The organism is Citrobacter sp. Cb031 (assembly GCF_030336725.1).
Lineage (GTDB): Bacteria > Pseudomonadota > Gammaproteobacteria > Enterobacterales > Enterobacteriaceae > Citrobacter > Citrobacter braakii.
In genome coordinates this window covers 1,008,749-1,026,391 of sequence record NZ_JAOWDA010000034.1, presented here as the reverse complement: position 1 = coordinate 1,026,391, position 17,643 = coordinate 1,008,749, and the positions used below count along the sequence as shown (strand labels likewise).

Sequence of the window (17,643 nt, the reverse complement as noted above, 5' to 3'; positions counted from 1 at the left end):
TCACTTGCGGGGATAAAAGTGACCTGACGCAATATTTGTCTTTTGTTGCTTATTGATAATGTTGTCACAAAAAGTGAGGGTGACTGCATGGATAAACTACTTGAGCGTTTTTTACACTACGTGTCGCTGGACACCCAATCAAAATCGGGCGTGCGGCAGGTACCCAGCACCGAAGGACAGTGGAAGTTATTACAACTGCTCAAACAACAGCTCGAAGAGATGGGGCTGGTTAACATTTCACTGAGCGAAAAGGGGACGCTGATGGCCACGTTGCCCGCTAACGTTGCTGGCAATATTCCCGCGATCGGCTTTATTTCCCATGTGGATACCTCACCGGATTTCAGCGGTAAAAACGTTAATCCGCAAATCGTTGAAAACTATCGCGGCGGCGATATTGCGTTAGGCATTGGTGATGAAGTTCTGTCGCCGGTGATGTTCCCGGTGCTGCATCAACTTCTGGGTCAGACGCTGATCACCACAGACGGTAAAACGCTGCTGGGCGCGGATGATAAAGCAGGCGTGGCGGAAATCATGACCGCGCTGGCGGTGCTCATCCAAAAAGATATTCCGCACGGTGATATCCGCGTGGCCTTTACGCCGGACGAAGAGGTTGGTAAAGGGGCGAAGCATTTTGACGTTGCGGCATTTGATGCGCAGTGGGCCTATACCGTTGACGGCGGTGGCGTGGGAGAGCTGGAATTTGAAAACTTCAACGCCGCGTCGGTTAATATCAAAATTGTCGGCAACAATGTCCATCCCGGTACCGCAAAAGGGGTGATGGTGAATGCGCTGTCGCTGGCTGCTCGTATTCATGCTGAGGTTCCGGCAGACGAAAGCCCGGAAACGACGGAAGGCTACGAAGGCTTTTATCATCTGGCGAGCATGAAAGGGACGGTCGATCGGGCGGATATGCACTACATCATCCGTGATTTTGACCGCAAGCAGTTTGAAGCGCGCAAACGCAAGATCATGGAGATCGCCAAAAAGGTCGGCAAAGGGTTACACCCGGATTGCTATATCGAACTGGTGATTGAAGACAGCTACTACAATATGCGCGAAAAAGTGATTGAGCATCCGCACGTGCTGGATATCGCTCAGAAGGCGATGCGCGATTGCGATATTGAGCCGGTGCTGAAACCTATTCGTGGCGGCACCGACGGCGCGCAGCTGTCGTTTATGGGGTTACCGTGTCCGAATCTGTTTACCGGAGGCTACAACTATCATGGTAAACATGAGTTTGTAACTCTGGAAGGAATGGAAAAAGCGGTGCGGGTGATTGTACGTATTGCGGAATTAACCGCAAAGCAGCTGTAAATTTATCGATAGATGCCGGATAGCGCGTTGCTTATCCGGCCTACAGTATTTCACTCCAAAAGGCCTGATAGGACGCGCTAGCGTCGCATCAGGCACCGTTCGTATTATCCTTCGAAGAACCAGTATCCGCTGTTAACCAGTGCGGCAAGCATGGCAAGGAAAGACGGATCTTCCAGCGCATCCTCAAAGTTCTCGGCCGTCAGAACAATATGGCTGGCAAGCGCTTCCAGGGCAGGGCGATGCGGGGAATCAATTTTCTCACCGTTGGCGTAGACGTCATCGCCGATGCGCAATACGCGCAATCCGCCCAGACGCACTAACACATCCCCTTGCTTCAGGGCATCGTAAATTTCGTCTGGCTGATACGGCGGCTCCGGTGGAGCAATATCCAGCTCATGACGAGACTGAGATATAAACTCGCCAAACCACTGCTGGAAATGTTCCGGCTGATTAATCAGTCCGAGCATCATTTCACGCAGCTTGTCCATTTCCTGCGGCAGAACGTCAGCCGGATGATCGCGCGGCGGCAGGTCAGGATCGCTGTAATACGTGCTGCCCAGCTCACGTTGCAAAACGTAATCGGCGAAGCCGCTGATCAGTTCGCGAGTATTCGGCGCGCGGAAACCGACCGAATAGTTCATGGCGTTTTCCAGCGCATAGCCTTCGTGCGGGAATCCTGGTGGAATGTACAGGATATCGCCGGGTTCCAGCTCTTCATCGATGATGGCTTCAAACGGGGCGACCTGCAGCAGGTCCGGGTGAGGGCAGTGCTGCTTCAACTGCAGTTTTTCGCCCACGCGCCAGCGACGTCGCCCGGTTCCCTGAATGATAAACACATCGTACTGATCAAGATGTGGGCCAACGCCGCCGCCGGGTACGGAGAAGGAGATCATCAGATCGTCAATCCGCCAGTCCGGCAGTTCGCGAAACGGGCGCATCAGCGCGGCGGTTGGCTCATGCCAGTGATTGACCGCCTGTACCAGCAGCGACCAGTTGTTCTCGCCGAGATGATCATAGCTTTCGAACGGACCGTGGCTAACCTGCCATTTACCGTCCTGGTGGCTGACGAGTCGGCTGTCGACTTCGCTTTCCATTGCCAGTCCAGCCAGTTCGTCAGGAGAGAGTGGATCAATAAAGTTGTTAAACCCGCGTTTTAAGACCACCGGGCGTTTCTGCCAGTGGCGTTCAAGAAAATCGGGCCAGTTAAGTGTGAGTTGGTATTCCATAATGAGCATCCCGCAGGCTGGTATCTGCAACCGATTATAACGGATACTTAACCGCAAGCGGGAAATCAGTACATATTTATTACATGCGGCGATTACTCGTCTATCTGCCCCGGCTGCTGGCGGCCAAAAATAACTTCCATGCGCGCGCCACCCAGCAGGCTATCGCCTGCAATAATCTGCCCGTCATACTGTTCGGTGATTTCTCGCGCCACCGCCAGTCCAACGCCTTGCCCTGGTCGTAGCGTATCGACACGCTGTCCACGGTCAAACACCACTTCCCGTTTGCTTTGCGGAATACCAGGACCATCATCTTCAACCAGAATGTGTAGCTGATCCTCGGACAGATGCGCTGAAATCTCGACAAACTCCAGACAATATTTACATGCGTTATCCAGCACATTGCCCATCACTTCGACAAAATCGTTCTGTTCGCCCACAAAACTGATTTCTGGTGAGATATCGAGATTTATGTTGACGCCTTTACGCTGATACACCTTATTTAGCGCCGAGGTGAGTTTATCCAGCAACGGCGCGACCGGATGCAGTTCGCGGCTAAGCAGCACGCTGCTGCCACGCATGCTGGCGCGATGCAGGTAATAGCCAATCTGCTGGGAAATACGGCTGATTTGTTCCAGCATGATGGGTTCCGCGTCGCTCACGTTCATTTTTTCATTACGCATCGAGCGGAGCGTACTCTGTAATACCGCCAGCGGTGTTTTCAGGCTGTGGGTGAGGTCTGTTAACGTCGTACGGTATTTGTCGTAGCGCTCGCGTTCGCTGTTTAAAAGTCGATTAAGATTGCGGACCAGGCTGGTCAGTTCGCGCGTGGTGGCGGGGTTTAACATCTCTCGATGATGTTCCTCAAGCTCACGGACTTCACGCGCCAGCGATTCGATAGGCCGCAGACTCCACCAGGCGGCTACCCATAACAGCGGAATGACCAGCAACAGATTGGCGACCAGCACATAAATAAACCAACTCCAGACCATATACGAGCGCTTTAGCTCAATAGGAATGGTATCGACAACCACAATGGTCAACTGTGGCATTCTGGCAGTGGCGGGGTAGACGTTCACGGCGACCGAGTGGGTCATTTCGGCATCGTCATCATCTTCTCTGACTTCTTTTAGCTGCTGCTGAGCGGAGTGATCTTCGCCCAGTAAAGTGCTGGTGGCATCTACATTGGCTTCAATCTCATGAAAACCGTTCGCTTTTAGCCATTCTGGTTGGATACTGTGCGTCAGCCAGGGAACATTGCGCTGCGCCCACAACAACTCACCGTCTTCGTTATAGATCAGCGACATTGTTGGGCTTTGCATATCGAGATTCTCAGGCAGCTCGACGTTTATCTTACCGTTCTCCCATTTTGCCAGGGTATAGAACAGGTTACTTTCGCCCCGCAGCAGGCGGAACGTTGTTTTATCAAAGCTGACGCTGTAACCCACCAGGGCAACCATGCCGTAGGCCAGCGAAAGCACCAATACCACGCCCGCGGTTGCCAGTAAAAAGCGCAACCGCAGTGATAACGGGAAAAAATGACGCAATAATTTATTCATTAGCGCAGTTCAAAAAGATATCCCTGGCCACGCACGGTGGTGATGACATCATCCGGGTATTGCGCCTGTATTTTTTTACGCAGACGCCCCATCAGAACATCAATGGTGTGGCTTTCACGCAGCTCGGCATCCGGGTAAAGCTGTAACATGAGCGAATCTTTACTGACCACTTTGCCGTTGTTACGGATAAGTGTTTCCATAATGGTGTATTCGAACGCCGTGAGCTTGATAACTTCATCATTGACGGATAACTCGCGCCGAGAGAGGTCCACCTGGAAAGGAGGAAGAGAGATAATCTGCGATGCCAGACCGCTGTTGCGACGCATAAGTGCCTGCATGCGCGCAGCCACCTCTTCGATATGAAACGGTTTTGTGACGTAATCGTCGGCTCCGGCGCTGAGTACTTCCACCTTGTCCTGCCAGCCTTCACGCGCGGTTAACACCAGAATCGGCAACGAAACCTCATTGCTACGCCAACGGCGGATCAATGACAAACCGTCTTCATCGGGGAGTCCTAAATCAACGATCGCGATATCCGGCAGATGTTCATTCAGATAATAGTCCGCTTCCTTCGCATCTTCTGCATCATCCACCTGATGCCCTAAATCCTGTAACTGAACCTTGAGGTGGTGGCGTAATAAAGCATTATCCTCGACAACCAGTACGCGCATCATCGTTTCTCCCTAAAATAACGGTATAAATAGTTTAACGCTGATTATGTGGATTGAAAGCAGCGCTATGAAATTAAATAACTTTTCTCATGCTCCCCTGCCCGTGGGGGCGTCCTGGGGGCAATGCCGTTGGCATCTGATTGTTCAGCATGTTGACCTGATCCTGGTTCATGTCGCCAATCCACTTGGAGTAAACCTCGTACACCATTCGCGCATCTTCATGTCCCATCTGACTCGCTATGAATGACGGATTCGCTCCGGCCATCAACGTCCAGCATGCGTAGGTATGCCGTGACTGATAAGGATTCCTTTCGCGGATATTGGCAAGTTTAGTGCCTCGCTTCCAGCCATAGGCAATCGAGTTCTTGGAGAAGTAACTGCCTTTTTTTGACGAATATGCTGTCGGTGAAAAAACGAAGCGAAGAGATTGCTGCTCAGTTTTTCCGATCTCCCGATGGTGAAATCGAATTTCTTGCTTCGGATTAGCGCCGGTGACTTCGTATTGTTCCTTCAGTGCATCCAGAGCAGGTTTAAGCAACGTTATCGTCCTTATTCCGGCATCTGTCTTAGGGGGTACAAATACTCGCTTATTCGTCAAACTTCTGGATACGTGGATTTCACCTTTTACCAAATCAATGTCTTCCCATGCCAGGGCGCATATCTCGCCCGGCCTCATCCCCGTATGTACGGCAACAATAATGATTAATGCCTGGCTACGGGGAAGGGCGGCTATCAGAGCCTGGTACTCATGAAGTAAAAGTGGGTCGGGATCATTTTTAGATAACTTGAGTCGCGACACTCCTTCATAAGGAGCATGCAATATAAACTGGCTTCGGTTTGCGAGCTTAAGCATTTCTGATAAAACTGCCATCTGTTTATTGACTGTTGAGGGCGCGCGGCCCTGCCTGGTCAGATTCGGCATTGCCGGGTTAATAATTGTCCCGGTCAATAACTCCTTTCGGTAATGCAAAATATCGGCATGCTCAATATCTACCAGACGGGTATTTTCTCCGACTACACGCAGTAACGTATTTACGACCGAAGTAAGCGATAGCAGTGTTGCACCAGATACCTCTAAGGCTTTGGTGTCTGTAAAAAAATCACTTAGTTCTTTAAACGTGGTAATTTTTTTGGTTGTGATGAACTTCTTAAGCGCTTTGGATTCCGGGAAACGTTCCGCATAGTCGAACTTACCGAGCTGTATTTCACTTGTTATGAGCGCACGAAGATTTCCAGCTTTTTTGATGTTGCTGCTGTTCACCGTCCAGCCGCGAAGGACTTCGCGGCAACGTTTGCCGCGATAGGTAAATGTGATCCGTATTTTTCCATTATGCAGCTCAACGCCGGTTGGAAAGTCCATCATGCATCCTGTACTAATTGGTTAATCTTTGGATAGTTGTACCAAAGCAGACCTTTAGAATTGTCAGTTTCCCCGAGAGCTGTCAGATGTTTGAAATGCACGCCTTCGATCCACAAATTCAACCGATAACTTTTAATTTGTCTTTCCGACAAGCCGGTCTTTTCTGTTAGTCGCGCTTCAACCATCCACTCTTCGCTGAAAATGAGTTGCGACATACATAACTCCGATGCCGCCAGCCACAACAGTACATGCTGCAGCTGGCTGTAAGTGAAAACCTAAAATCAGTTTTTTGTCAGGCGCTGCCAGATTGCAGATACGTATTTGACCTGATGCCGGGCGTCAGAAAGCGCATTGTGCATGTCGCCTTCAAACGGGATGTCGAAGCGCGGGTTGATACCGACAGATTTACCCAGTTCAACCATGGTCCTTACGTCCCTGTCATTCCAGAACGGAACAGCGAAGGGAGTCTCTGCTAATGCATATGCGCGGCGGAGAATGACGTTATCAAACGAGCATCCATTACCCCACAGCTGAACAGTGTGACTACCGTTAGCAGCATTTTCAGCAATGAAGTCAGCCAGTAGTTCAAGGGTTTCACGCAGCCCCATGGCCTCATCAACCAGAATTGCAGAGCGGGCTTCAGATGATTGTTTCAACCACCACTGAATTGTTGACGCATCCGGTTTCATGCCAAACGACATCGATGATTCAAGACTGACAACCTGGTAAAATTCGGCACCAGTGTTACCAGTTGAAGGATCAAAATATACGGCGCCGATAGAGACTATTGGTGCATCAGGACCGCTGCCCATAGTTTCCAAATCAACCATCAGGTGAGTATAAAAAGCGTTCAGGTGATCCGTATCTATATGGTGAACGGGTTCATTATTCAGGGAAGCTGGAGGCTCACCAGTTGCATCAGTGCTTTCAACTGGCAAAGCTGCTGCTTCGCCCTGAGGCACATCAGGATTGGCTTTGATTTCGCTGTTGTCAGTTTTTTCCATCTGCACATCGCTGGTGGTTTCCTCGGTATTGGCTTGATGTAATTTTTCTTCGACCGCGCGCTGGCGTACCTGGTCTACGACAGAAAGCGCTGGCGCCGGCTGGTTACCCATCAGGCCATCAATGGAGAAAACACCGTTGCCCATGTTGGCGATTTCTGGTTGCTCGGTTATTGCCTTCTGTTCAGCTGTGGACTTCTCTTTAATCTCGTTTTCCCAGCTTTTTTCTGGTACGTGACCGGCTGCCGCCAGAGTTTCTTCAGTTGGGTGCTGGTGGTCGGTTTCAGTCAGGTTTTTGTTGATGTAACGGCTCAGCAGTTCCGGGAAATGGTGAGTGTTTTCTTCTGCACTACGTATAAGCGCGAAAATAGCGGCGCGGGAATAATCCAGGATACCAGCGCGTTTGCGCAGGGCGGCGGACCACTCTTTGAAAGGGCTTTCGTTTTTAGAAATGATCTCTTTTGCACGACGGAAAACGCCACCAGGAATATCGTAGATGTTGAAATCCATTGGAAGTGTGGCCAGCGCAATATCAATGTCCAGAGTATCCAGCGTGTGGACAAGTTCCGGGTTGCGATCGGTCTTATTGCCTCCACCAGCGTTGGTTCCGGAGTCAGTGCGCTGAATCTGCGACACACGATTGCCCTTACACCACTCTTTAACCAGCAGCCCACGGTCAATGTGCTCAGTATTGAACCAGGCCTTAAAGAACTGAATGACGGTGACCAGTTCAACTCGTTTTCCATCAACCGGAAAAACGGTTTTCAGCGCGCTGACAATCTTCCAGATATCGATCTCTGGCGCCTTCCTGAATGGTTCTACATTCTCGGCGGCAAGCAGCAGGTTCTGCACATAGCTGTTATCCACATCCAGCTCGAGTTCTTGAATGGTTTTCTTCTGCTCAGTATCAATATGGTAAGCATATTCTTCAGAAATAAACTGAGCTAAGAGGCGCTGGCGTAGCGGCAGAGTCGCAACGGTAATAAGCTCTGGCGTTACAGGTGGAGTGGCATGTTCATCACCCGCAACTCCTGCTTTCTTTTGATTAACCCACTCCTGAACGGTAAGAGCTCGCTTTTCTGGTTCTTCAATCCATTCGGTAATAAATTGCTCAAATGAAGCAACGGTATAGACCTGCTCACGGTCGAAGACTTCTTTTACAGCGCTTGTCAGCTTCCACTCGACATGAGCAGAAAGCTCTTTCACCGCTGGCACATTCGAAACGGCCTGTAACAGGTTTTGTACATAGAGATCATTTTCGTTCAGTACCATTTGCCCGATCTGGATGTGCTGCGCTTCACTGATTTCCTTCTCTTCAGTGTCATTGACCAGGTGCGCAATCAGTCGCTGAGACAGGCGCAGGCGAGATATGGGGCGGAGCAATGCTGGCGCATCGCTGTTGGGTACATTGTCGCTGGAAGTTTCAGGTTTTTGCTGACAGGAAGTCTCCTGATTCTCATTATCAGGCTTCTGTTTCAGTTGCCACGTTTGCTGGTCTTCTGCCAGTTCGTAACGATCGCACCATGTGTCATCAAGTTTGCTTTCCTCAGGAAGATCGTCAACAACAAACCAGTTGGTGCGGACAGGTAATTGATAGTCGGCGCCACGACCGACGGCAATATCATTGTCTTCGAGAATATTGAGGATTTCGCGTTCTGCACGGGAATCTGATTTCGCAGAGAACCAGCAAAACAGGTTTTTTGCCTCAGTTGCTTTCGCTTTGGCTTTAATAAGATACGCATACGTTAACATTGCGTTCGGGCTCCATAGGATTGTAAGATACCCGGCAGCTGATGATCGCCGCCTAAGGTAGTGGTTATTGGTCAAAACTCGTTCCGGAAAGCTTTGGTCGGCTGACCGGGTACTTAACCCGCCTTGCGCGGGTTTTGTGCTTTATGGGGTAGGGGATTTTCCCTGCGCCAGCTGTGCGACGGGGACCCACTCCAGAGCATTCAGCACGGGCTCAAATGAATCAGGCGTGTGAGTAACGGCGCGAACGACGTCAGCCACGCTGGGGTTTGCTTTGCTAAGGTGGTACCCGCCACCAGCGCCACGCTGGCTGGTGACGATTTCACTGCTGCGCAGCTTCGAGAAAATCTGCTCGAGGTAAGACACAGACAGCTTTGATTCTTTACTGATAGATGCGATGGAAACCGGACTGCCGTTGTAAATCCTGTTGAGGATGGCAACGACCTGAACAGAAGCCACCACGCGTTTCATTCCAAACTCCATCATGCATCCTTTGCCGGTTCGCGACCGTATCCCGGGTTATCGTTTAAGGCGTCATTCAGAACCTGCATTGCCTCATTATGTGGGAGAGTCAGAGCAAGTTTGATCGCCGTTCCAAGAGCTTCAGCCGCACATTCAAACTTACGAGCGAGCCTGGCTGTTTCATCAACTTGTTCACCCATCGCTTCCATTTCAAAGTTGTGCTCAGTCCAGATTTCATCCATCACATCACTTTCAACTTCTTCACGTAATGCTTCTTTTACTTCCAGAACAGGCAAAACCCCGATTAATGCCTCGGCTGGTGCGCTGCTGAAGCGCAATGCCAGATCGTTAGCTGACATAAAAACCTCCGGAAAAAAGCCCGCCACGGGACGGGCAAAGAACACTTTTCCAATTTAACCAGAACAGGTCTTCGTCTCCTGTTTGGTTACGATGGTGGTATTACCATCACAATGCCCTGTGCACCGGGCATGAGGCTGGCAACAGCCATTGGTCAAACTCGTTATGAACGAACAGCAGTCTGTTGGTCGGCAGACGGGTCGCCCTTCTGGGCAAGCGTGTAGCAAATCAGTCGAATGATTACTTCAATGCGATTTAGATGTACGGCCTGACACCGCACTGGTTTACGTGCGAAATCGATCATGGATTTATCCTCTTGTGTTGCCCTTGTCGCCAGGCTGGCGGAACGTTGAACCTGCTGCGTGTTAATGCCTGTCATCTCATCCGGTGATTCGTATGCCGCCGGCAGCTACTTCGTGGGCGTCCTGCCTCGATGACGTTTTCGATAGAATGATTAAATCATTGGTTTAATGTTTGTGTCAATCATCAATTGATGTAGAGGCAAACATTTGCTTTATCAGTCGTGAAAAACTAAGGGGAGGGAGGTTCTGACAAAAGGGCGAAAAAAAACCGGCAAACGCCGGTTTCAATGGATGGGAATAAACTCTTAGTTCACATCGTTAGCCTTAAAACGACCACGAAGATATTTCTCCACGTAATCATCAATTTCCTTTAACCGCAGTGCAAAGGTATCGATCATTCGCTCTTGCTCTGCCTCTGGTAGCTGCCTAAACAAGTTAAGCATTTTGCTCTCGTTAGGCTTGAGACCTGAATCTTCTGATACTTTCTCACCTAACAACCAAGTAACGGACACGTTGGCGGCTTCCGCAATTGCTATGGCGGACTTCTTACTGATAACTCCCTTCTTAAACCACCCATTCACAGCTTGAGGCGTAACTCCTGCAATGCGAGCCATATCAGCTTTGCTGATCCCTCTTTGAGTAATTTCTTCTAAGCGGGCTACCAGTTGGTTATTGAGATCGTCAGTGTTTTTCATACACCCATTGTAAATGTTTGGTTTATAGTCACAATAAATTTAAAGTTTGCAATTGATGTAAACCTATGGTTTATTACTCCCAATTTAAAAAGGAGATAGTTATGACAGCCATTGATAACGCAATTCGACTAGCTGGCTCGGCCAATAAATTAGCTTGCACGATTGGTGTAAGCGGAATGGCAGTAAGTCAGTGGAAAGCAAAAGGTACTGTTCCTTCGTCACGGGTACTTCAAGTCTTTAGCGCTACAGGGGTTACCCCCCACGAACTTAGACCCGACTTATACCCAAATCCAACGGATGGATTACCTAAGGAGTGACCATGCAAACCATCTCTTTTAAAAACCATACCCCGACGATGGTGAGAACTCAGAAAACAAAAAATCAGTTTTCTGTTTGTCGCCGGGATTGGATGAAGTGCAAAAAAATCTGGGTCGCCGTTCGTGAATGGGAATCGACATTACCAGGACAGGCACAGGAACGGATCGCTCAGCTGGTGGCTGAAGAGTGGGCCAAAGTAGATGGCCGTGGAATTGCTGTTAATAAACAGAATTTATTCCGATATCTGAAAAACGAGGGCGGTTCGGAAAAGTACACGGCTTACGTTATGCAACTGTCAGGTTCAATTATTGCTGCTATGCCAGTTCAGATTGCCAGAAAGCACGGATTAAGTAATGCGAGCACAGAAGCAGAGCTGGTGGCGAACGCTATCAAAGAATGCAGTGAGGCACACCATGCGAAATTAATTGGCGCGCCATTACAAAAGCTCGAGAAGGAAATTCGTGAGGCGGCAATCGCATTATTCAACATGTTACCTGCTGATGCGGCGGGACCACTACTGGCGAGCATAAGCGCCGTAGCGCCGCAATTGTTTTAATCGAGTTTTGACCAATGACCATTATTACTGCAACTCGCGGGGTGAAGTATGCCTAATCCTTTGGCTAAGGCCATGCCTAAGAGTAAGGCTAGTAACGAGCCTTACCGTAAGGTGAAGATCACCATGTGGGATGATCCTAAGTTTCGAGCCTTATCACCACTCCCGCCAAGTGGGCAGAGTCTGTTTATTTACCTGCTTACGGGTCCATTCACAGGGATTATTCCCGGGCTGTATAAGGCGGGAAGGGCGGCTATGGCCGAAGAATTAAACTGGGATGTCGAAGCCTTCGACTTAGCCTTAGGCGAAGCCATAGCGTTAGGTATGGTGGAAGCCGACCTTAAAGCCAGAGTTTTTTGGTTGCCTAACGCGGTGAAACATAACCCGCCAGCATCAGTGAACGTGATCAAATCATGGGCAAGATCGTTTGAATTACTGCCTGAATGTTCACTGAAAGATAAAGCATATGAAGCTCTCAAAGCCGCCTGCTACGGGGTTTCTGACGCTATGGGGACGGCTTTTGATAAGGCTTTCGCCTTGCCTAAGGATAAGGCTAAGTCTTTGGCTAAACCTTTGCCATCAGGTATCCAGAAAGCAGTAAGCAGTAAACAGATCTTAAACCCCTCTCTTAACGCGGGCGCGATGAAAAATCCGAATGGGGATGTACTGCCATCCCCGGCCATGCCCCGATACCTGGACGGTGTTGATGAACCGATCGGGAAATTCAGCATGACAGATAGCTGGCTTCCCTCCAGAGACTTCCGACAGCGCGCTGCATCGTGGGGTATCTCCCTGCCTGAACCAGATTACCTTCTGACTGAACTCGCAGAATTCACCGCGTATTGGGAGTCGGAAGGGAAAGTTTTTACACAAATCCAGTGGGAACAAAAATTTGCCCGACATGTAGCCCGGGTTAGAACGCAGGTAAAACCAGAAACCGGAGGTAACAGTCATGTGGGAGCAGGATCCGAACCAACAGCATCCCGGGCAGTTCAGCAAATTCAGTCAGCACACGCAGAGTGGCGCCGCAGGAATGGACTTGATGGCGACGGAAACAGCCTGGCGACTGTGGCAGGTCATGGGGGAGGTGTATTCGAACCGATGGACCCAGAAAAACGGGGCGGAGCCTTCGCCTATCTGGATAGCCCAGATAGGTTCGATGACTGAACCTCAAATTCGGCTGGTCTGTCAGCAGTGCATGGAGCGCTGCGCGATGGGAAATACATGGCCGCCTGACTTGGCTGAGTTTGTTTCTCTGGTTTCAGAGAGTGGGGCGAATCCATTCGGACTGACATCGGAGCAGGTTATGACGGAATACCGGCGCTGGCGCAATGAGTCATATCGGTATTCAGGAAGCGATAAATATCCATGGCCTCAGCCCGTGCTGTATCACATCTGCATCGAAATGCGCAGAACGGGCGTTGAACGACAAATGACAGAGGGGGAACTGAAACGACTGGCGGAAAAGTTACTTACGAAGTGGTCGAAGCATGTTGGTAACGGACTAAGTGTGCCACCAATTCGACGTCAACTGGCGGCGCCGCACCATCCGGCGGGACCAACGCCAGCGCAACTACTGATGGATGAATACAGGCGTCGAAAAGCGGCAGGGTTAACGAATTGAAGAATAAACAAATTGTAAACACGAAATGAAATTCACGTAACTATCATATTTGAATTTTCGAATATGATAGTTGACGGCACTCAACTATTGCAGGAAACTACGGAGAGAATTCAGGAGATTAAAATGGTTGAACTAACTTCTCTACAACTTTTCAAAAATCTCTCAGATGAAACCCGGTTGGGTATCGTGTTATTGCTTAGAGAGATGGGAGAGTTGTGCGTGTGCGATCTCTGCACTGCGCTGGAACAATCTCAGCCCAAGATCTCCCGCCATCTGGCGATGCTTCGGGAAAGTGGATTATTGCTGGATCGCAAGCAGGGGAAATGGGTTCATTACCGCTTATCCCCGCATATTCCTTCCTGGGCTGCTCAGATTATTGAGCAGGCCTGGTTAAGCCAACAGGACGACGTTCAGGCCATCGCCCGTAAGCTGGCTTCAGCCAACTGCTCTGGTAGCGGGAAGGCTGTCTGCATCTAAAAAATTTGCCTGAACATATATGTTTTTTCAAATGTGAGGTATTGAAATGAAAACGTTAACGGTATTTGACCCAGCGATGTGTTGCAGCACCGGAGTCTGCGGTACAGATGTTGATCAGGCTCTGGTCGATTTTTCTGCGGATGTACAATGGCTCAAACAACGTGGTGTACAAATTGAGCGTTTCAATCTCGCACAACAACCGATGAGCTTTGTACAGAACGAGAAGGTCAAAGCGTTTATAGAGGCTTCCGGGGCAGAAGGTTTGCCATTGTTGTTACTGGATGGCGAAACAGTGATGGCTGGGCGTTATCCGAAACGCGCTGAGCTGGCTCGCTGGTTTGGCATTCCACTGGAGAAAGTGGGATTAGCGCCAACAATCTGCTGTGGTGGTAATACTTCTTGTTGTTAAGTATGTCAGGAGGACATATGAACTTCTTACAGAATATCCCCCCTTATCTGTTTTTTACTGGTAAAGGAGGCGTTGGTAAAACCTCTATTTCATGCGCCACGGCGATCCGTCTGGCAGAACAGGGGAAACGGGTGCTGCTGGTCAGTACCGATCCGGCCTCAAACGTAGGTCAGGTGTTTGGACAGACGATTGGCAATACCATTCAGCCAGTAGCTTCTGTTCCAGGATTATCGGCTCTTGAGATTGATCCTCAGGCCGCTGCACAACAGTACCGGGCCAGAATCGTTGACCCCATTAAAGGCATCCTGCCTGATGACGTCGTTTCCAGCATCAACGAACAACTGTCGGGGGCATGCACAACAGAGATTGCGGCTTTTGATGAATTTACCGGATTACTGACAGATGCTTCTCTACTGACCCGGTTTGACCATATCATTTTTGATACCGCACCGACGGGTCATACCATTCGCCTTCTCCAGTTGCCAGGTGCCTGGAGTAGCTTTATTGATAGCAATCCCGAGGGTGCGTCCTGCCTCGGCCCGATGGCCGGTCTGGAAAAACAGCGTGAACAGTATGCCCAGGCTGTTGAAGCATTATCTGATCCAGCACGTACCCGACTGGTTCTGGTTGCTCGTCTGCAAAAATCCACGTTGCAGGAAGTTGCCCGGACTCATCTGGAGCTTGCCGCCATCGGTCTTAAAAATCAGTACCTGGTCATCAACGGCGTTCTGCCCAAAACTGAAGCAGCAAACGATACACTGGCTGCGGCAATATGGGACCGTGAACAGGAGGCGCTGTCCAATCTTCCCTCTGATCTTTCCGGTCTGCCAACTGACACGTTATTCCTCCAGCCGGTCAATATGGTCGGCGTGTCTGCACTCAGCGGACTTCTCTCCACTCAGCCTATAGAGGCGTCATTCTCTGAAGAATACATTCAACAGCGCCCTGACATTCCGTCACTTTCTGCGTTGGTCGATGATATTGCCCGTAATGAGCATGGCCTGATCATGCTGATGGGTAAAGGTGGTGTAGGGAAAACCACGATGGCGGCTGCCATTGCTGTCAGACTGGCCGAAATGGGATTTGATGTCCATCTGACAACATCTGATCCTGCAGCGCATCTCAGCACAACCCTCAACGGCAGCCTCAACAATCTGCAGGTCAGCAGGATCGATCCTCTCGAGGAAACTGAACGCTATCGTCAGCATGTTCTTGAGACGAAGGGAAAAGAACTGGACGATGCGGGAAAACGCCTGCTGGAAGAGGACTTACGCTCACCCTGCACCGAGGAAATTGCGGTATTCCAGGCCTTTTCACGGGTGATTCGCGAGGCGGGTAAGCGCTTCGTGGTGATGGATACGGCACCGACCGGACACACGCTCTTGCTGCTTGATGCCACCGGGGCATATCACCGCGAGATTGCCAGAAAAATGGGGGAAAAAGGCCATTTCACCACACCGATGATGCAACTGCAGGACCCGGAGCGAACCAAAGTGTTACTGGTCACGCTACCGGAAACCACGCCGGTACTTGAGGCGGCAAATTTACAGGCCGACCTTGAACGTGCAGGAATTCACCCCTGGGGCTGGATTATCAATAACAGCCTTTCCATCGCGGATACCCGTTCACCGCTGCTCCGCTTGCGAGCGCAGCAGGAACGTCCGCAGATCGAGAGCGTTAAAAATCTACATGCCAGCCGTGTAGCACTTGTACCCGTACTGGCGTCAGAACCAACCGGCATCGATAAACTCAAACAACTCGCGGGTTAGTTATTACCATCATTCGGGGCAGCATTGCTGCCCTTTCAGGAGGTTATATGTTACTGGCAGGAGCCATTTTTATCCTGACCATCATATTGGTTATCTGGCAGCCAAAGGGATTAGGGATTGGCTGGAGCGCCACGCTGGGGGCCGTACTGGCTCTGGCATCGGGTGTGATTCACATTGCTGATATTCCGGTGGTGTGGAATATCGTCTGGAACGCGACGGCAACATTTATCGCCGTTATTATCATCAGTCTGTTGCTTGATGAGTCAGGCTTTTTCGAATGGGCAGCGCTGCACGTTTCTCGCTGGGGGAACGGTCGTGGCCGCCTTCTGTTTACGTATATCGTTCTGCTCGGCGCGGCAGTCGCGGCACTGTTTGCCAACGATGGCGCGGCACTTATTCTGACGCCGATTGTTATCGCTATGCTCCTGGCGCTTGGCTTCAGTAAAAGCACCACACTTGCTTTCGTGATGGCCGCAGGGTTTATTGCCGATACCGCCAGCTTGCCGCTTATCGTATCGAACCTGGTCAATATCGTTTCGGCTGATTTCTTCAAACTGGGATTCACGGAATATGCCTCGGTAATGGTGCCGGTGGATATCGCCGCCATCGTCGCCACTCTGGTGATGCTGCATCTATTTTTCCGCAAAGATATCCCGCCCACTTATGATATTGCACGACTGAAAGAGCCCGCAAAAGCCATCAAAGATCTGGCAACATTCAGAACAGGTTGGATTGTATTAATTCTTTTATTAGTGGGCTTTTTTGTACTCGAACCACTGGGTATTCCGGTCAGTGCCATTGCAGCAGTAGGGGCAGCAATCCTGTTTGCTGTGGCAAAAAAAGGTCACGGCATTAACACCGGTAAAGTGTTGCGTGGGGCACCATGGCAGATCGTGATCTTCTCGCTGGGAATGTATCTGGTGGTCTATGGGCTGCGTAACGCAGGGCTGACAGAATATTTGTCTGACGTGCTGAACTTACTCGCAGATAAAGGCCTGTGGGCAGCCACGCTGGGAACGGGATTCCTGACCGCATTCCTCTCTTCTATCATGAATAACATGCCTACCGTATTGATTGGCGCATTGTCGATTGATGGCAGTACCGCGTCGGGCGTTATCAAAGAAGCAATGATTTATGCCAACGTCATTGGCTGCGATCTGGGGCCGAAAATTACCCCTATTGGTAGCCTGGCAACGCTGCTCTGGCTACACGTACTTTCACAGAAGAATATGACCATCACCTGGGGATACTATTTCCGCACCGGGATCGTCATGACTCTGCCTGTGCTGTTTGTAACGCTGGCCGCGCTGGCGCTACGTCTCTCTTTCACTTTGTAATGAGATACTGATATGAGCAACATCACCATTTATCACAACCCAGCCTGCGGCACATCGCGTAACACGCTGGAGATGATCCGCAACAGCGGTAATGAGCCGACCGTTATTCTTTACCTTGAGACTCCACCTTCACGCGATGAGCTGGTCAAACTCATTGCTGATATGGGCATTTCCGTCCGGGCGTTACTACGTAAGAACGTCGAGCCATATGAGGAACTGGGTCTTGCCGAAGATAAATTTACTGACGACCAGTTAATTAACTTTATGTTGCAGCATCCGATCCTGATTAATCGCCCCATCGTTGTAACACCGCTGGGAACCAAACTGTGCCGTCCTTCTGAAGTTGTTCTGGATATCCTTCCTGATGCTCAGAAAGGGGCTTTCGCCAAGGAAGATGGCGAGAAAGTCGTTGATGATGCAGGCAAAAAATTGAAATAAGCGACAGGAGAGCCGCCTGTTATTT

Annotated in this window: 20 protein-coding genes; 10 read left to right on the top strand and 10 right to left on the bottom strand. The window is 50.2% G+C overall.

Annotated features, from left to right (window positions below):
• The first annotated feature begins 87 nt into the window (after positions 1-87).
• Positions 88-1,314 (top strand): peptidase T, encoded by a 1,227-nt coding sequence (gene pepT, locus OGV93_RS21575; RefSeq protein WP_019076507.1) that lies wholly within the window; start codon positions 88-90, stop codon positions 1,312-1,314.
• A gap of 104 nt (positions 1,315-1,418) precedes the next feature.
• On the opposite strand, the gene roxA is transcribed toward pepT, so the two are convergent.
• The 10 genes from roxA to OGV93_RS21525 all read right to left on the bottom strand — a co-directional run bounded on the left by roxA (position 1,419) and on the right by OGV93_RS21525 (position 10,693).
• The gene (roxA, locus tag OGV93_RS21570) at positions 1,419-2,540 is read right to left on the bottom strand and encodes a [50S ribosomal protein L16]-arginine 3-hydroxylase (RefSeq protein ID WP_016152697.1); all 1,122 of its coding nucleotides are present in this window, start codon (positions 2,538-2,540) and stop codon (positions 1,419-1,421) included.
• A 92-nt stretch (positions 2,541-2,632) separates the two neighbouring features.
• Complete coding sequence (phoQ, locus tag OGV93_RS21565) at positions 2,633-4,096, bottom strand: two-component system sensor histidine kinase PhoQ (protein WP_287091636.1); 1,464 nt, start codon at positions 4,094-4,096, stop codon at positions 2,633-2,635.
• Positions 4,096-4,767: a two-component system response regulator PhoP gene (gene phoP, locus OGV93_RS21560; protein WP_003846709.1), complete on the bottom strand. Its 672-nt coding sequence runs from the start codon at positions 4,765-4,767 to the stop codon at positions 4,096-4,098. The genes phoQ and phoP overlap by 1 nt, the downstream gene beginning before the upstream one ends.
• A gap of 73 nt (positions 4,768-4,840) precedes the next feature.
• Positions 4,841-6,127 carry a site-specific integrase gene (locus OGV93_RS21555; protein WP_044700610.1) on the bottom strand — a complete coding sequence of 429 codons (1,287 nt, stop codon included), beginning with the start codon at positions 6,125-6,127 and terminating at the stop codon, positions 4,841-4,843.
• A complete protein-coding gene (gene xisR / locus OGV93_RS21550; RefSeq protein ID WP_032943036.1) occupies positions 6,127-6,342 on the bottom strand; it encodes an excisionase family protein in 216 nt (71 codons plus the stop codon). Before xisR ends, OGV93_RS21555 begins: the two co-directional genes overlap by 1 nt.
• A gap of 66 nt (positions 6,343-6,408) precedes the next feature.
• Positions 6,409-8,880 (bottom strand): 3'-5' exonuclease, encoded by a 2,472-nt coding sequence (locus OGV93_RS21545; RefSeq protein ID WP_053090400.1) that lies wholly within the window; start codon positions 8,878-8,880, stop codon positions 6,409-6,411.
• A 141-nt stretch (positions 8,881-9,021) separates the two neighbouring features.
• Entirely contained in the window at positions 9,022-9,348 is a 327-nt protein-coding gene (locus OGV93_RS21540; RefSeq protein ID WP_032944383.1) for an RrF2 family transcriptional regulator, read from the bottom strand.
• 11 nt (positions 9,349-9,359) lie between these two features.
• Complete coding sequence (locus OGV93_RS21535) at positions 9,360-9,698, bottom strand: hypothetical protein (protein WP_135912188.1); 339 nt, start codon at positions 9,696-9,698, stop codon at positions 9,360-9,362.
• Positions 9,699-9,859: 161 nt separating this feature from the next.
• The gene (locus OGV93_RS21530; protein WP_048235613.1) at positions 9,860-10,075 is read right to left on the bottom strand and encodes a hypothetical protein; all 216 of its coding nucleotides are present in this window, start codon (positions 10,073-10,075) and stop codon (positions 9,860-9,862) included.
• A gap of 228 nt (positions 10,076-10,303) precedes the next feature.
• Complete coding sequence (locus OGV93_RS21525) at positions 10,304-10,693, bottom strand: helix-turn-helix domain-containing protein (protein WP_032949520.1); 390 nt, start codon at positions 10,691-10,693, stop codon at positions 10,304-10,306.
• A gap of 101 nt (positions 10,694-10,794) precedes the next feature.
• On the opposite strand from OGV93_RS21525, the gene OGV93_RS21520 reads away from it, so the two are divergent.
• The 9 genes from OGV93_RS21520 (at position 10,795) to arsC (ending at position 17,618) form a co-directional block, all read left to right on the top strand.
• Positions 10,795-11,010 (top strand): transcriptional regulator, encoded by a 216-nt coding sequence (locus OGV93_RS21520; RefSeq protein ID WP_032949519.1) that lies wholly within the window; start codon positions 10,795-10,797, stop codon positions 11,008-11,010.
• Positions 11,011-11,012: 2 nt separating this feature from the next.
• The gene (locus tag OGV93_RS21515; RefSeq protein WP_048235612.1) at positions 11,013-11,567 is read left to right on the top strand and encodes a toxin YdaT family protein; all 555 of its coding nucleotides are present in this window, start codon (positions 11,013-11,015) and stop codon (positions 11,565-11,567) included.
• 252 nt (positions 11,568-11,819) lie between these two features.
• Positions 11,820-12,731 carry a DnaT-like ssDNA-binding domain-containing protein gene (locus tag OGV93_RS21510; protein WP_048236453.1) on the top strand — a complete coding sequence of 304 codons (912 nt, stop codon included), beginning with the start codon at positions 11,820-11,822 and terminating at the stop codon, positions 12,729-12,731.
• Positions 12,643-13,188, top strand: coding sequence for a replication protein P (locus tag OGV93_RS21505; RefSeq protein ID WP_135912879.1), 546 nt, complete (start codon positions 12,643-12,645; stop codon positions 13,186-13,188). Before OGV93_RS21510 ends, OGV93_RS21505 begins: the two co-directional genes overlap by 89 nt.
• A gap of 123 nt (positions 13,189-13,311) precedes the next feature.
• The gene (gene arsR, locus OGV93_RS21500) at positions 13,312-13,665 is read left to right on the top strand and encodes an As(III)-sensing metalloregulatory transcriptional repressor ArsR (RefSeq protein ID WP_044711237.1); all 354 of its coding nucleotides are present in this window, start codon (positions 13,312-13,314) and stop codon (positions 13,663-13,665) included.
• A gap of 46 nt (positions 13,666-13,711) precedes the next feature.
• On the top strand, positions 13,712-14,074 hold the full coding sequence (gene arsD, locus OGV93_RS21495) for an arsenite efflux transporter metallochaperone ArsD (RefSeq protein WP_044711234.1): 363 nt from the start codon (positions 13,712-13,714) through the stop codon (positions 14,072-14,074).
• A 17-nt stretch (positions 14,075-14,091) separates the two neighbouring features.
• Positions 14,092-15,843 (top strand): arsenite efflux transporter ATPase subunit ArsA, encoded by a 1,752-nt coding sequence (arsA, locus tag OGV93_RS21490; RefSeq protein ID WP_048235610.1) that lies wholly within the window; start codon positions 14,092-14,094, stop codon positions 15,841-15,843.
• Positions 15,844-15,890: 47 nt separating this feature from the next.
• Entirely contained in the window at positions 15,891-17,180 is a 1,290-nt protein-coding gene (arsB, locus tag OGV93_RS21485; RefSeq protein ID WP_044711231.1) for an arsenite efflux transporter membrane subunit ArsB, read from the top strand.
• A 12-nt stretch (positions 17,181-17,192) separates the two neighbouring features.
• A complete protein-coding gene (arsC, locus tag OGV93_RS21480) occupies positions 17,193-17,618 on the top strand; it encodes a glutaredoxin-dependent arsenate reductase (protein WP_038641366.1) in 426 nt (141 codons plus the stop codon).
• The last annotated feature ends 25 nt before the right edge of the window (positions 17,619-17,643 follow it).

What these genes read in the sequence shown, in the direction of transcription:
- pepT (WP_019076507.1), top strand. Translation starts at nt 88, where the DNA reads ATGGATAAACTACTTGAGCGTTTTTTACACTACGTGTCGCTGGACACC.
- roxA (WP_016152697.1), bottom strand. Translation starts at nt 2,540, where the DNA reads ATGGAATACCAACTCACACTTAACTGGCCCGATTTTCTTGAACGCCAC.
- phoQ (WP_287091636.1), bottom strand. Translation starts at nt 4,096, where the DNA reads ATGAATAAATTATTGCGTCATTTTTTCCCGTTATCACTGCGGTTGCGC.
- phoP (WP_003846709.1), bottom strand. Translation starts at nt 4,767, where the DNA reads ATGCGCGTACTGGTTGTCGAGGATAATGCTTTATTACGCCACCACCTC.
- OGV93_RS21555 (WP_044700610.1), bottom strand. Translation starts at nt 6,127, where the DNA reads ATGGACTTTCCAACCGGCGTTGAGCTGCATAATGGAAAAATACGGATC.
- xisR (WP_032943036.1), bottom strand. Translation starts at nt 6,342, where the DNA reads ATGTCGCAACTCATTTTCAGCGAAGAGTGGATGGTTGAAGCGCGACTA.
- OGV93_RS21545 (WP_053090400.1), bottom strand. Translation starts at nt 8,880, where the DNA reads ATGTTAACGTATGCGTATCTTATTAAAGCCAAAGCGAAAGCAACTGAG.
- OGV93_RS21540 (WP_032944383.1), bottom strand. Translation starts at nt 9,348, where the DNA reads ATGAAACGCGTGGTGGCTTCTGTTCAGGTCGTTGCCATCCTCAACAGG.
- OGV93_RS21535 (WP_135912188.1), bottom strand. Translation starts at nt 9,698, where the DNA reads ATGTCAGCTAACGATCTGGCATTGCGCTTCAGCAGCGCACCAGCCGAG.
- OGV93_RS21530 (WP_048235613.1), bottom strand. Translation starts at nt 10,075, where the DNA reads ATGACAGGCATTAACACGCAGCAGGTTCAACGTTCCGCCAGCCTGGCG.
- OGV93_RS21525 (WP_032949520.1), bottom strand. Translation starts at nt 10,693, where the DNA reads ATGAAAAACACTGACGATCTCAATAACCAACTGGTAGCCCGCTTAGAA.
- OGV93_RS21520 (WP_032949519.1), top strand. Translation starts at nt 10,795, where the DNA reads ATGACAGCCATTGATAACGCAATTCGACTAGCTGGCTCGGCCAATAAA.
- OGV93_RS21515 (WP_048235612.1), top strand. Translation starts at nt 11,013, where the DNA reads ATGCAAACCATCTCTTTTAAAAACCATACCCCGACGATGGTGAGAACT.
- OGV93_RS21510 (WP_048236453.1), top strand. Translation starts at nt 11,820, where the DNA reads ATGGCCGAAGAATTAAACTGGGATGTCGAAGCCTTCGACTTAGCCTTA.
- OGV93_RS21505 (WP_135912879.1), top strand. Translation starts at nt 12,643, where the DNA reads ATGGGGGAGGTGTATTCGAACCGATGGACCCAGAAAAACGGGGCGGAG.
- arsR (WP_044711237.1), top strand. Translation starts at nt 13,312, where the DNA reads ATGGTTGAACTAACTTCTCTACAACTTTTCAAAAATCTCTCAGATGAA.
- arsD (WP_044711234.1), top strand. Translation starts at nt 13,712, where the DNA reads ATGAAAACGTTAACGGTATTTGACCCAGCGATGTGTTGCAGCACCGGA.
- arsA (WP_048235610.1), top strand. Translation starts at nt 14,092, where the DNA reads ATGAACTTCTTACAGAATATCCCCCCTTATCTGTTTTTTACTGGTAAA.
- arsB (WP_044711231.1), top strand. Translation starts at nt 15,891, where the DNA reads ATGTTACTGGCAGGAGCCATTTTTATCCTGACCATCATATTGGTTATC.
- arsC (WP_038641366.1), top strand. Translation starts at nt 17,193, where the DNA reads ATGAGCAACATCACCATTTATCACAACCCAGCCTGCGGCACATCGCGT.